General features: G+C 73.3%; 12 protein-coding genes. 2 read left to right on the forward strand and 10 right to left on the reverse strand.

Annotation, left to right across the window (positions count from 1 at the left end; all coding sequences use genetic code 11):
- Positions 1-80: 80 nt before the first annotated feature.
- The 7 genes from GCU69_RS19105 to GCU69_RS33880 form a co-directional block, all read right to left on the reverse strand.
- Positions 81-1,157, reverse strand: a complete 1,077-nt coding sequence (locus GCU69_RS19105; protein WP_156206707.1) for a Gfo/Idh/MocA family protein — start codon at positions 1,155-1,157, stop codon at positions 81-83.
- Positions 1,154-2,176, reverse strand: coding sequence for a Gfo/Idh/MocA family protein (locus tag GCU69_RS19110; RefSeq protein ID WP_170315884.1), 1,023 nt, complete (start codon positions 2,174-2,176; stop codon positions 1,154-1,156). Before GCU69_RS19110 ends, GCU69_RS19105 begins: the two co-directional genes overlap by 4 nt.
- A gap of 249 nt (positions 2,177-2,425) precedes the next feature.
- Positions 2,426-3,289 carry a carbohydrate ABC transporter permease gene (locus GCU69_RS19115; protein WP_098755430.1) on the reverse strand — a complete coding sequence of 288 codons (864 nt, stop codon included), beginning with the start codon at positions 3,287-3,289 and terminating at the stop codon, positions 2,426-2,428.
- Positions 3,282-4,235 (reverse strand): carbohydrate ABC transporter permease, encoded by a 954-nt coding sequence (locus GCU69_RS19120; protein ID WP_098755431.1) that lies wholly within the window; start codon positions 4,233-4,235, stop codon positions 3,282-3,284. The genes GCU69_RS19115 and GCU69_RS19120 overlap by 8 nt, the downstream gene beginning before the upstream one ends.
- A gap of 2 nt (positions 4,236-4,237) precedes the next feature.
- The gene (locus GCU69_RS19125) at positions 4,238-5,497 is read right to left on the reverse strand and encodes an ABC transporter substrate-binding protein (RefSeq protein ID WP_098755432.1); all 1,260 of its coding nucleotides are present in this window, start codon (positions 5,495-5,497) and stop codon (positions 4,238-4,240) included.
- A gap of 315 nt (positions 5,498-5,812) precedes the next feature.
- Complete coding sequence (locus GCU69_RS19130; RefSeq protein ID WP_235978568.1) at positions 5,813-6,952, reverse strand: ROK family protein; 1,140 nt, start codon at positions 6,950-6,952, stop codon at positions 5,813-5,815.
- 104 nt (positions 6,953-7,056) lie between these two features.
- Positions 7,057-7,251: a hypothetical protein gene (locus GCU69_RS33880; protein ID WP_235978569.1), complete on the reverse strand. Its 195-nt coding sequence runs from the start codon at positions 7,249-7,251 to the stop codon at positions 7,057-7,059.
- Between the two features lie 49 nt (positions 7,252-7,300).
- Here GCU69_RS33880 and GCU69_RS19135 point away from each other — a divergent pair, with 49 nt between their 5' ends.
- Positions 7,301-8,482, forward strand: a complete 1,182-nt coding sequence (locus tag GCU69_RS19135) for a Gfo/Idh/MocA family protein (protein ID WP_268969326.1) — start codon at positions 7,301-7,303, stop codon at positions 8,480-8,482.
- Between the two features lie 38 nt (positions 8,483-8,520).
- On the forward strand, positions 8,521-9,045 hold the full coding sequence (locus GCU69_RS19140; RefSeq protein WP_098750145.1) for a CPCC family cysteine-rich protein: 525 nt from the start codon (positions 8,521-8,523) through the stop codon (positions 9,043-9,045).
- 143 nt (positions 9,046-9,188) lie between these two features.
- Here GCU69_RS19140 and GCU69_RS19145 read toward each other — a convergent pair whose 3' ends face one another.
- The 3 genes from GCU69_RS19145 to GCU69_RS19155 all read right to left on the reverse strand — a co-directional run bounded on the left by GCU69_RS19145 (position 9,189) and on the right by GCU69_RS19155 (position 12,280).
- The gene (locus GCU69_RS19145) at positions 9,189-9,911 is read right to left on the reverse strand and encodes a hypothetical protein (protein WP_235978571.1); all 723 of its coding nucleotides are present in this window, start codon (positions 9,909-9,911) and stop codon (positions 9,189-9,191) included.
- Positions 9,912-10,154: 243 nt separating this feature from the next.
- Positions 10,155-10,817, reverse strand: a complete 663-nt coding sequence (locus tag GCU69_RS19150) for a response regulator (protein ID WP_156206710.1) — start codon at positions 10,815-10,817, stop codon at positions 10,155-10,157.
- Entirely contained in the window at positions 10,814-12,280 is a 1,467-nt protein-coding gene (locus tag GCU69_RS19155) for a sensor histidine kinase (RefSeq protein ID WP_176604607.1), read from the reverse strand. The genes GCU69_RS19150 and GCU69_RS19155 overlap by 4 nt, the downstream gene beginning before the upstream one ends.
- Positions 12,281-12,285 lie beyond the last annotated feature (5 nt).

Here is a 12,285-nt window from a genome sequence, read left to right on the forward strand (position 1 = left end):
CCCCGCCCCTCCGTCCTCCGTCCCTCCGTCCCCCGTCCCTCCGGTTCACAGCCCCGGTTGGCCGGCCGGGCCGCTGCCCCTCAGCGCAGCGGCACCGGGCGCCCGGTGCGGGCCGACGCGTAGCCCGCCAGGGCGATGCGCAGCGACCGCAGGCCCGCCTCGCCGTCGGCCACCCGGATCGCCTCGTCCGCCCCGTCGGCGCCGCCCCCCGGGACGGGCCCGGCGCCGGACCCCTCTCCCGGCCCGGCGGCCGTCTCCGGGAACAGGAACGCGCGCAGCAGCGCCGAGTCCAGGTCCGTGCCCCAGGGCAACTGCACGGGGGACCGGCTCCGTTCGTCGAAGCCCGTGACGTTCTGGCCGAACGCGTCCATCTCCACCGTCGCCCGCTCGCCGACCAGTTGCAGCTCCAGGCCGCCCCAGACCGGATGGTGGGCCGGCTGGCTCCAGCTGCAGTCGATCGTCGCGACCGCGCCGTTGTCGTACCGGACGGTCACCAGGCCCGCCGTGTCCGCGTCGACCTCGCCCGCGTACATCACGTTGTTCGTCTGCGCGTACACCTCGGTGGCGTGCGCGCCGTCGAACAGGTCGTCCAGCAGATCGGCGATGTGCACCGTGTGGTCCATCAGCGCCCCGCCGCCCGCCAGCTCCGGGTCGGTGAACCACGCCCGGTCGCCGGACGGGATACGGCCGTTGTTGGCGCCCGCGACCGTGAGCACCCGCCCGGTGCCGCCGCCGCGCACCGCCCGGCGCAGCGCCGCGTACGCCGGGCTGAACCGCACCGGATACGCCACACCGAGCCGTACGCCCGCCTCCCGGCAGGCCGCGACCATCGCCTCGCCGTCCGCGACCGTGGTGGCGAGCGGCTTCTCGCAGAGGACGTCCACGCCGTGCTTCGCCGCCAGCTCCACCAGCGGCCGGTGGCGCGCGTTCTCGGAGGCGACCACGACCGCGTCCGGGCCCCAGTCGAACAGTTCCTCGTACGTCTCCGCGTACGGCACGCCGAGCCGCTCGGCCAGTGCCCGGCCGCGGACCTCCCCGGGGCCCGCCGACTCCGCCGACGGGTCGCTCGCCCGTACCTCGACGCCGTCCATGCCGCGCAGCACCGTCGCGTAACCGGCGGCGTGGACATGGGCGAACGACAGCAGTCCGACCTTCACCGGGCCGCCACCTCCTCGGTCTCGTGGTGTGTGGTCTCCAGCTCCACGGCCCGCCCCGTGCGGGCCGACTCGGCCGCGGCGACCGCGATCCGTACCGCCTCCAGGCCGTCGCGGGCTGTCACCCGCGGTGTGCCGCCCCCCGTGACGGCGGCCGCGAAGTCCCGCAGTTCGGCGACGAACGGGCTCTCGGCCAGGTCGGTGGCCGGGATGCCCTCGCCGCGGGCCCGCTCGCCCTGGGCGACGACGCGGAACGCCTTGGTTTGCGCGGAGTCGTGGTGCAGCACCCCGTCGCGGCCCGCGACCCGGAACGTCGTACGGAACGCCGAGTCCGGCAGGCCCCACACCCCGTGCACATGGCTGACGGCGCCCGACGCGTGCGTCAGCACGGCCGTGGACGCCGCCACGCACCCCTCCACGGCGGGCGCTTCGAGATGGCCGCGCGCTTGGGCGTGCACCCGCACCACCGGCCCGGCGAGCAGCTGTGCGAAGTCGAAGTCGTGGACCATCTGGTCGAGCAGGATGCCGCCGGAGAGCGCCGCGTCGGCGAACCAGGGCGCCCACACCGGGTAGGCGCCGGTACGGGTGAAGCGCAGCACGGCGGGCTCGCCGACGGCACCGTCGCGGACGGCCTCGGCGAGGGCGGCGTACTCCGGGAACCAGCGCACGACATGCGCCGGGAAGAGCACGACGCCCGCCGCCTCGGCCGCCTCGGCCATCTCCCGCGCGTGCTCGACGCTCAGGGCGAGCGGCTTCTCGCACACCACGTGCTTGCCCGCCCGGATCGCGGTGAGCGCGATCTCCCGGTGCGTGTGGGTGGGAGTGCAGATGTCGACGGCCGTACTGCGCGCCAGGAGCTCGTCGAGGGAGCGCGCCGCCACGACACCGTGCGCGCCGTACCGCTCCGCGAGTTTCCCGGCGTTGTCGTCGGTGGAGAACACGGTGACCCGCGCTCCCAGCTCGACCCAGGCGGGCAGATGGGCGCGGGCGATGCCGCCCGCGCCGATCAGCCCGATGTCCATGTCCGGCACGTGACCGCCTTTCGGTTCGGTGATGGTGATGGTGATGGGGATGGGGATGGGGATGGGTGAAGAGGGGTGGGGTGTGTGATGTGCGATGGGGGATGGGTGACGGGGGTCGACATGGGCGGCGGGAGGATCCGGTGGCGCGGGGAGCGCGCAGTACGGGCGGGACGGCGGCCCCCCGTCCGGTGAGCCGCGCCGTTCCGGCAGCCGCGCGGTGCCGGCGGCGCCGCTCGGCCCCCGGGACCGCTAGCCCTTCGAGCCGCTGAGCGCGATGCCCTGCACGAAGTGGCGTTGCAGCAGCACGTAGAGGATCAGCATCGGCAGGCTGGCGACGAGCGAACCGGCCATCAGCACCGGGTAGTTCGTCACGAACTGCCCCTCCAGCGACGCCAGCCCGGCGCTGATCGGCATGGTCGTCGGATCGGTGTTGACGACCAGCGGCCACAGCAGGTCGTTCCACGACCACATCGCCGTGATGACCGCCAGCGCGGCCAGGGCGGGCCGGACCAGCGGCAGCATGATGCTCCAGAAGATCCGCAGCGGCCCGGCGCCGTCGATACGCGCCGCCTCCTCCAGCTCCTTCGGCAGCGCCATGAAGAACTGCCGCAGCAGGAAGGTGCCGAACGCGCTGAACATCCCGGGCAGGAACAGCGCGGGCACGCTGTTGAGGAGGCCCAGCCGCTGGATGATCTCGTGCTGCGGCAGGATCAGCAGCTGCGCGGGCACCATGAGCACCGACAGGAACACCGCGAAGAGGACGTTCTTGCCCCGGAACTGCATGCGCGCGAACGCGTACGCCGCCAGTGAGCAGAACACCAGCTGCCCGAGGGTGCGGCCGAGGGTGTTGAGGGCGCTGTTGCCGAGCATCTCGGCGAACGGCAGCGCCGTGAAGACCTCGCTGAACGCGGCCGTGTCCCAGTTCTGCGGCAGGAACGTCGGCGGCACCCGCACCGACTCCGGCATGGTCTTGAACGCGGTCAGCAGCTGCCACACGAACGGGAACAGCATGACCAGCGCGCCCAGCGACAGCACCGCGTGCGTCGCCAGCGTCCCGGGGTCGACGCGCCCGGCACGCGCGGGCCTCCCGGCGCGGGGGGTCGGCTCAGGCATAGTGCACCCACCTCTTCTGGAAGCGGAACTGGAGGTACGTCAGGCCTGCGATCAGCAGCATCAGCAGGAACGCGAGCGCCGCCGCGCCGCCCTGCGAGTTCTCCTCGAACGCCCACTTGTAGAAGAGCGTCACGATGGACTGGGTCGAGCCCAGCGCCGGGTTGACGGGGCTCATCATCACGTAGATCAGGTCGAACTGCTGGAGCGAGTTGATCACGCAGATCACCGAGGCGAAGAAGATGCTCGGGCTGAGCAGCGGCAGCGTGATGCGGAAGAAGCGGCGCACCGGGCCGGCGCCGTCGAGCTGGGCGGCCTCGTAGTAGTCGCGGGGGATGGCCTTGATGCCGGCGATGAAGATGATCAGGTAGTAGCCGACCTGGGACCAGACCATCACGGTGCCGATCGCGTAGACCGCGGTCGACGGGTCGGAGACCCAGTAGCGGCCGTCGACGCCGATCACCGACAGGGCCTCGTTGACCATGCCGAAGTCGCCGTTGTAGAGCCAGTTCCAGACCAGGCCGACGGCGGTCGGCAGGGTGATGAACGGCAGGAAGTACAGCGCCCGGTAGACGGACACGCCGCGCAGCCCGGGGCGGTTCATCAGGTCCGCCAGGACGATCGCGACGGGCAGGGTGACCAGGCCCATCGCCATGTAGACGAGGGTGTTGAGCAGTGCCCGCCCGACGGTGACGTCCTGCACCACCCGCTGGTAGTTCTCGCCGCCCACCCAGGTGTTGCCGCCGAACACCCCGAAGGAGGTGAAGCTGAAGTAGAACGTCTGGAGCAGCGGCCAGAGGTAGAAGACGAGGAAGCCGAGCGCGATGGGCGCGATGAAGAGGTACGCGGAGCGCTGGGTGCGCCCCGGCCCGCGGCCCGTCGCCTTCCGCGTACGCCGCCCGGTTCTGCCTGCGGCCTGCGCCGCGGCCGTGGAGGGGAAGACCGCCATCGTCACTTCTCCTGTTCCAGGGCGAGGTTCATCTGCCGGGCCAGGGTGCGGGCGGCCTCCTCGATGCCGCCCTTGCCGGTCCACGGCCTGCCGAGCAGCTGGGTCTGGAGGTTCTCCCAGGCCGCCGTGTACTTCGAGGCCGGGTAGGGGACGGCGTAGTCGAGCATGTCGATGAAGTGCCGCAGCTCGAACTCCGGCATCGACTTCACCCAGATGTCCTGCGTCCCGGCGTACGAGGAAATGGTGACGCCCTCGCGCGCCTGGATCTCCGCGGCCCGTCTCGACCCCATGAACTTCACGAACTCCCAGGCGGCCCCGGCGCGCGGGCTCTTGCCGGATATCGCGTTGGCCAGGCCGTGGATGGTGGTGGCCCGCTCGCGGCCCCTGGGGAGCACGGCGACTCCGCCGTGGTCCCTGATCGCGGGGGAGGCGTACATCTGGGAGGCCATGGCGGAGAGGTCGTAGTTCATCGCCGTCCGCTCCGACAGATACAGCTGACGGCCCCTGGTGTCCGTCATGGCGCTCTGCGACGGGGACCAGCCGCGGTCGATCATGTCGGTCCACAGGCGCAGGCCCTCGATGGTGCGCGGGTCGTCGAAGCCGGACCTGCCGTCCCGGATCACATAGCCGCCGGCCTGCGGGATGGTGTTGTAGTACGTGTACTGGCGCCACATCTCGCCGGTGATGCCGTGCACGCCCCGGCTCGGGTCGGTCAGCTCGGCGGCGGCGTCCCGCAGCGTGTCCCAGGTCCAGGTGTCGTCCGGATAGGGCACCCCGGCCCGGTCGAAGAGTTCCTTGTTGTACCAGAGGCCGATGGTGTCGAAGTCCTTCGGCATCGCGTAGCGCTCGCCGCCGTAGGAGTACATCCCGACGAGTTCCCCGGGATGGACGCCCATGTCGAACCCGTCCCGCTCGATGAATTCGTCCAGCGGGCGCAGCACGCCGTTCGACGCGTACAGCTGGATGTTGACGGCGTTCATCCAGAACACGTCGGGCGCCGATCCGCCGCGCATCGCGGTCTTCAGCGTGGTCCAGTACGCGTCGAACGGGGTGACCTCGATCTTCACCGAGATCTCCGGGTGCTCCGCCTCGAAGGCCTTGGCGATCTTCCGCATGCCGGGCACCTGCAACGGGTCCCACATGCCGTATCTGAGGACGGTCCGGCCGCCGGAACCGTCCGGCGAGTCTCCGCCGCCGGAACAGCCGGTGGCCAGGACGGGCGTGGCCGCCACTGCTCCGGCGAGCAGGCTTCTCCTGCGCATACGCAACTCCGAAGGGGACGCTGGGGGGTGCGGTGTCGTCGTCGTCCGGGCCGAGCTGCCGGCCCGGCGTGCGGGTGGTACGGCGTGCGGGTGATCCGGCGTGCCGTCGAGGGGGTGCACGAAGGATGCGCGGTGGCTCGGTGTCCGGTCGCTCGTGTGGGGTGGCTCGTGTGGGCCGGCTCGGTGCGCGGGCCGGGCTCGGCGCGAGGACGGTTCGGTGTACGGGTGGTACGGGTCGCGGGTGGTACGGGTCGCGGGTGGTGCGGGGCGTGCGGACGGTTCGGATGCTTCGGATGTTCCGGGGGTGCGGGTGGGTCAGCGCACGGGCGGTGGGAGCGGGGGAAGCGCGCCCGGAGCCTGCGTCAGCGCTTCGTCGACGCAGTCCAGGGCCTTGCGTACGGCGCCGAGCGCGACGCCCTGTTCGCCGAGCGTGCTGACCGCGATCCGCGGCACGTGCAGCGTGATGTCCCGCAGATGGCGGACCAGCAGCGGTGTCAGCGACCCGCCGGCCGGGGTCAGCCCGCCGGACAGGACGACCAGCTCCGGGTCGAGCGCGAGCACGAGCGCCGCGACCCCCGGGGCCAGCCGGGCGGCGTACCGGTCGAGTACCTCCAGCGCCGCCGGATCACCCTCGCCCGCCGCACGGGCGAGCGCCTCCACCTCCGACTCGCCCTCCCGCCGCTCGCCCTCCCAGATCAGCACGTCCTGCGCCCGGGCCAGCCCGAGCTGCGGGAGCAGCCCCAGCTCACCGGCACCGCCGCGGCGGCCGCGGTGCAGCCGCCCGTCGATCAGCACGCCGCAGGAGGAGCGCCGGCCCGCCAGCACACAGGCGACGTCGTCCGCGAGTTGCGCGGCGCCGCGCCAGTGCTCGGCGAGGGTGGCGAGGTTGACGTCGTTCTCGGCCAGGATCCGGCAGGAGAAGGCGCTGCCGAGCTTGCGGGCCAGGTCCAGGTCGGTCCACTCCGGGACCACCACGGACAGGATCCGCCCGGAGTCGTCGACGACTCCGGGCACCCCGACGGCCAGCGCCCACAGATCGTCCTGCCGCACCTTGTGATCGACCAGGAACCGGTCGATCCGGGCCCGGAGGAACGCGAGCCGGTCGGGCCCGCTCATCCTCGGGTCGATGTCCTCGCGCTCGGCGGCGGAGACCGCGCCGGACAGATCGGACAGCAGCAGCACGATCTTGTGCAGACCGATGTCGACCCCGACGACGTGACCCGCCTCCCCGCGGAACCGGAAGCTCCGCGCCGGCCGGCCGGAGCGCCCCGTGACGCTCTCCGCCTCCTCCGCGAGCCCCTGCGCCACCAGCTCCTCGACCAGCAGCTCCACTGTGGGCCGGGACAGCCCGGTCGAGGTGGACAGCTGGCCGAGCGTCTGCGCCTGGGTGCGCAGCGAGCGCAGCACGGCATTGGTGTTCATCCGCCGCAGGGCGGCCAGATCGTGTCCCCGCACCGCGCACCTCCTGGGCCGCTCCGATCGGCTGTTGGTTGAGGACTGTTGCATAACCTGCGGCGCACGTGAACCCTGGCTGCGCGATATTTATGAAGGACTTCTTCCTAAAGGGCTCCGTCTCCGGGACGCTGTGCCGGGAGCAGCGCGGACACGTACACCGGGAGGACCGCGACGATGACGACGGAGAGCACGACGGAGAGCACAGCAGAGAGCACAGCGTCGAGCACAGCCTTGAGCACGACGGGGAGCCGGCCGGAGAGCACGACGACGCGCACGTGCGGGAAGGCGGCCGGGAGCACGGCGGAGACCGGTCCGGCAGCCGGTACCGGCCGGCCCGCGGGCCCGGAGCTGCGGATCGGCGTCGTCGGCGTGGGGCAGCGCGCGGCGCTGGCCGCCCACGCCCACCGCCCCGGGGCCGGATCGCGGGTGACGGCCTGCGCCGACCCGCACCCCCGCGGCCGGGAGGCGGCGCGGTCGCTGTTCGGCCCCGGTGTGCCGGTGTACGACGACCACCGGCAGCTCCTGGACGAAGCCCGGCCCGACGCGGTCATGGTCCTCACCCCGGACCACCTCCACACTGCGCCCGTCCTCGACGCCCTGCGCGCCGGCGTCACCGTCTTCGCCGAAAAGCCGCTCGCGATCACGACCGAGGACTGCGACCTGATCCTGCGCACCGCCCGGGACACCGGCAGCCGCCTCTACGTCGGCCACAACCTGCGGCACGCACCGGTCGTCCGCCGGATGCGGCAGCTGGTCCTGGACGGCGCGATCGGACGCGTACGGGCCGTGTGGTGCCGCCACTTCGTCGGCCACGGCGGCGACTTCTACTTCCGGGACTGGCACGCGGACCGCCGCAACACCACCGGTCTGCTGCTCCAGAAGGGCGCCCACGACCTCGACGTCGTGCACTGGCTCGCCGGGGGCTGGACCCGCCGGGTCACGGCACTGGGCGACCTCGCGGTCTACGGCGCCGCCGCCGGCCGGCGGGACCGCTCCGGCGAGCGCATGGCCGACTGGTACGACCCGGACACCAACTGGCCGCCGACGGCCCTCACCGGGCTCAACCCGGTCGTGGACGTCGAGGACATCAGCATGCTGACCGGCCGCCTCGACAACGGCGTCCTCGTCGGCTACCAGCAGTGCCACTTCACCCCCGACTACTGGCGCAACTACACCGTCATCGGGGACCACGGCCGGCTGGAGAACTTCGGCGACCTCGACGGCGCGGTCGTCAAGGTCTGGAACACCCGACGCTCCGGCTACCGCGAGGACGCCGACCGGGTCGTCACGGTGCCGGCCACCGGCTCGGTCCACGGCGGCGCGGACGAGGCGCTCGTCGCCGAGTTCCTGCGCTTCGCGGCCCGCGGCGGCCCGACGGAGACCTCCCCGGTCGCCGCCCGGGAAGCCGTCGCCGCCGGTCACGCCGCGACCCGCTCCCTGCGGAACGGCGGCACACCGGCCGAGATCGAGCCGCTGCCGGCGGAACTCGTCGCGTACTACGCGGCGGGCCAGCCGGGCACCCCCACCTGAACTGCCGTGCGGCGCAAGGACTTTGTAGGATCCCCGGCATGATCCTGCCTGGTGCGTCCCGCGATCCCTACTCGTCCATCGACGCCGCCGTCGGCAGCTCACTGGAGGCGGAAGCCGGGGACTCGGACGCCTGGGACACGGCCCTGGGCGGAGAGGCGTACCGGACCGGCACGAGCGGCACCGTCGCCGTGTCGGCCGGCGGTGCCGCGCCCTGCCCGTGCTGCGGCCATCTGACGCTCGGCGAGACCGGCGGCTACGAGATCTGCCCGGTGTGCTGCTGGGAGGACGACCCCGTGCAGCTGCGCTGGCCGCTGATGGAGTCCGGCGCCAACGAGCTGTGCCTGATGGACGCGCAGCTCAACTACCGGCGGACCGGCGCCGCCGCGGAGCGCTTCCGCGGCCGGGTGCGGCCGCCCGCCGCCCACGAGCGGCGCGACCCCGGCTGGCGTCCGGTGGATCTGGCGAAGGACTCCTTCGAGGCGGCGGACACCGAGGTGCCGTGGCCGGAGGACCTGGCGCTGCTGTACTGGTGGCGGCCGGCGTTCTGGCGCCGGGGCGCCTGACCCGGGGCACCTGTCCCGGGTCGCCGTGGGCCGGGTCCGGGCGCGGACCCGGGTGCGCGCCGGCGGCGTCGGCCCCGTCCCGGCCCGGTGGTGTGCCCGTCGTGGGTGACCGGCAGGATCCGCTCGGGCTCGCCACGGGCGGCTCAGGCGGAACCGGACGGGTCCTCCCGGAAGGGGCGGCGGTAGTCCGGGAAGCGTTCCGACCGGGGGTCCAGCAGGTCGAGCAGCTCGATCAGCAGCCACTGCACCTTCACCAGGCGCGGCACCGCGGGCTCCGTGTCGGCGGCCAGCGCGTCGACGTCCGCGAGCAGGGGCCGGAACCAGCCGCGGAACTCCTCGTCCGTGTCGAGCCTCGCCGAGAACTCGGCGTATCCGAGACACCGGCGCCGGCCGGGCTCGCCCTCCGGGTGCACCATCAGTTCGCCGATCGCGCGTTGCTGGGCGCGGAACAGCCGCAGTTCGCTGCTCTCGGCGTAGGTCCAGTTGAGGGCCCGCGCGATCTCGGTGATCGTGAGCATGACCCGCTGGTTGGTCCGGGACCCGCCGAGGTCCAGGAACTGCACGTCCCGGCGCAGGATCTCCACCCAGCCCAGATACTCCGCGAGCACGAAGACGGTGCTGCGGCGCGCGTACTCGGCCTCCGCCGGGCTGCCGCGGAGGATGAACGCCGTCAGGAAACCGCGGGTGACGGTGTGCCTGTTCAGGATGTTGTAGAGCCTGCTCTGCAGGTCGTAGGCGGCCCACGCGAGCGAGGCGCCGTAGGCGTCCATCAGATTGCGGTGCTCCGCGGTACGCAGCCGCCGTTGGGCCCAGTAGCCGAGCACCGCCGTGACGGCGGCACCGGCCAGGGCGACCACCGCGGACACCAGCGTCAGGGTGTCGATCGGGACCGACTCCTTTCCGGGTACGGCGTTTATCGGGTACGGGAACGCCTTCGGGGCCGGGAACGCCTTCGGGCACGCGCCCCTCCGGTACGCGAGCCTCCGCTGTGAGGAGTCACGGCGCCCGGGACCCGGCGGGCTCCTCGCGGGGGAAACCGTACCGCCGGCCGGAGCCCGGTCCGGAGCCCGGTCCGGAGCCCGGGCCGGGGGCCGGGCCGCGAACGGACGTCAGTCCGGCACCGTCACCAGCCCCGTCTCGTAGGCGATGATGACGAGTTGCACCCGGTCGCGCGCGTTCAGCTTCGACAGCAGGCGGGTCACATAGGTCTTGGCCGTCGCCACGCTGATGCACAGGCCGTCGGCGATCTCGGTGTTGGACAGGCCGCCGCCGACCAGGGTCAGTACCTCGCGTTCCCGGTCCGTGATCGGGGCGAGGGACCGGGCGGGGGCGGCGCGGCCGGCCGGGCGGGCGGCGAAGTCCCGGATCAGACGGCGGGTCACGCTCGGCGCGATCAGGCCGTCCCCGGCGGCCACGACGCGGACGGCCGCCAGGATGTCGTCCAGCGCCATGTCCTTGACCAGGAACCCGGACGCGCCCGCGCGGAGCGCACCGTAGACGTAATCGTCGTCGTCGAACGTGGTGAGGACGACGACACGGGCCGCCGACCCCGGGTCCTCGGTGATCAGCCGGGTGGCCTCGATGCCGTCCGTACCGGGCATCCGGATGTCCATCACGACGACGTCGGGCCGCAGTTCACGCGTCATCCGTACCGCTTCGGAGCCCGTACCGGCCTCACCGGCGACCGCCAGGTCCGGGGCGTTCGAGACGACCATGCGGAGGGCGGCCCGGACCAGCGGTTGGTCGTCGGCGAGGAGCACGCGCACGGTCACCGGGCGGCCGCCGGAGTCGTGCCGGCTCCCCGGACGGGAGCCGCGTCCGGAAAAAGGGCCGCTTCCGGAACCGGGGTTGCTTCTGGAGCCGCGTCCGGAAGGGGGGTCGGGGCCGGGTCCGGAGAGGCGGCCGGGTCTGGAGCAGGGGCCGCGTCCGGAGCGGTGGCCGCGTCCGGAACGGGGGCCGCTTCTGGAACCGCGTCCGGAGCGGGGGCCTCGGTTCCGGGCTCCGCCGGGACGGGCAGCAGCGCGCTCACCAGGAAGCCGCCCTCCGCGCGCGGTCCGGCCGCGAACTCCCCGTGCAGCAGCCCGACCCGTTCCCGCATCCCGATGATCCCCCAGCCGGTGTCGCGCCCGCGGGGACGCCCGTCCGTGTGCGGTCCCGAGCCGGTGCCCCGGCCGGGCGGCGGCCCGTCGTCGGCCACCTCGAGCCGCAGTTCCCCGGCCCGCCGGTCGATCGCCACCCGGCAGGAGTCCGCACCCGAGTGGCGCACCACGTTCGTGACGGCCTCCTGGACGACGCGGTACGCCGACACGTCGATCTCCGGTGGCAGCGGGCGCGCTTCGCCCCGCCGGACCACGTCGACCCGCACCCCGGCCGCCGTCGTCGTCGCGGCCAGCCGTTCGACGTCCGCGAGCCCGAGCCCCGGTTCCGGCGGGGCCGCGCGGGGTGGCCGGCCCGGTTCGGCCTCGCGGAGGGCGCCGAGCATCCGGCGCAGCCCGGACAGCGTCTCCCGCCCCGCCGTCTCGATCGCCCCGAGCGCCTCGCGCGCCCCGGACGGCTGGGTGTCGATGACGCGGGCCGCCGCGCCCGCCTGGAGCGCGATGATCCCGATGCTGTGCGCCACCATGTCGTGCAGCTCCCGGGCGATCCGCAGCCGTTCGGCGGTGACGGCCTGAGCGGCCGCCTGGGCGCTCAGCGTCTCGGCGTACACCCGCGACTGGCGCGCCGAGTTGCCGACGAGCCAGGCGATGACCACCGTCAGGGCCAGATACGGCTCCGGCGGGATGCCGTCGTCGGGCCGCAGCAGCTGGTGGGCGTAGTAGCCGGCCAGGACGGCCGCGGCCAGGCCCGCCGCGGCCAGGGATTTCCGGCGGGGGCAGGCGGCGGCGACGAAGCCCAGGGCGACGTCGGCCGCCAGGAACTGCACCGGGGGGATCTCGCGCTGCTGCCAGGCGGCCGTGGTCAGGACCGTGCCGGCCGTCAGCAGGACGAAGCCCGCCACCGGCCGGCGGCGCAGCAGGGCACTGCCGGCCAGCGCCAGCACCACGGCGAGCGCCAGCAGCAGCCGGGCCCGCGGGGAGTCCAGGCCGTCCGCCGGATACGCGTACGAGATCTCGCCCTGCCGCGGCAGCAGGACGTACTCGACGACGGGATGGGCGAGCGCCGCACACCAGGTCAACGCCGTCCAGAAGCCGGGCGGCACACGTTTCAGCAGGGGCAGACGAGGAGGGGCGGACATGCGGG

Origin of the sequence: Streptomyces lycii (genome assembly GCF_009735685.1) — a bacterium.
Taxonomy (GTDB): Bacteria; Actinomycetota; Actinomycetes; order Streptomycetales; family Streptomycetaceae; genus Streptomyces; species Streptomyces lycii.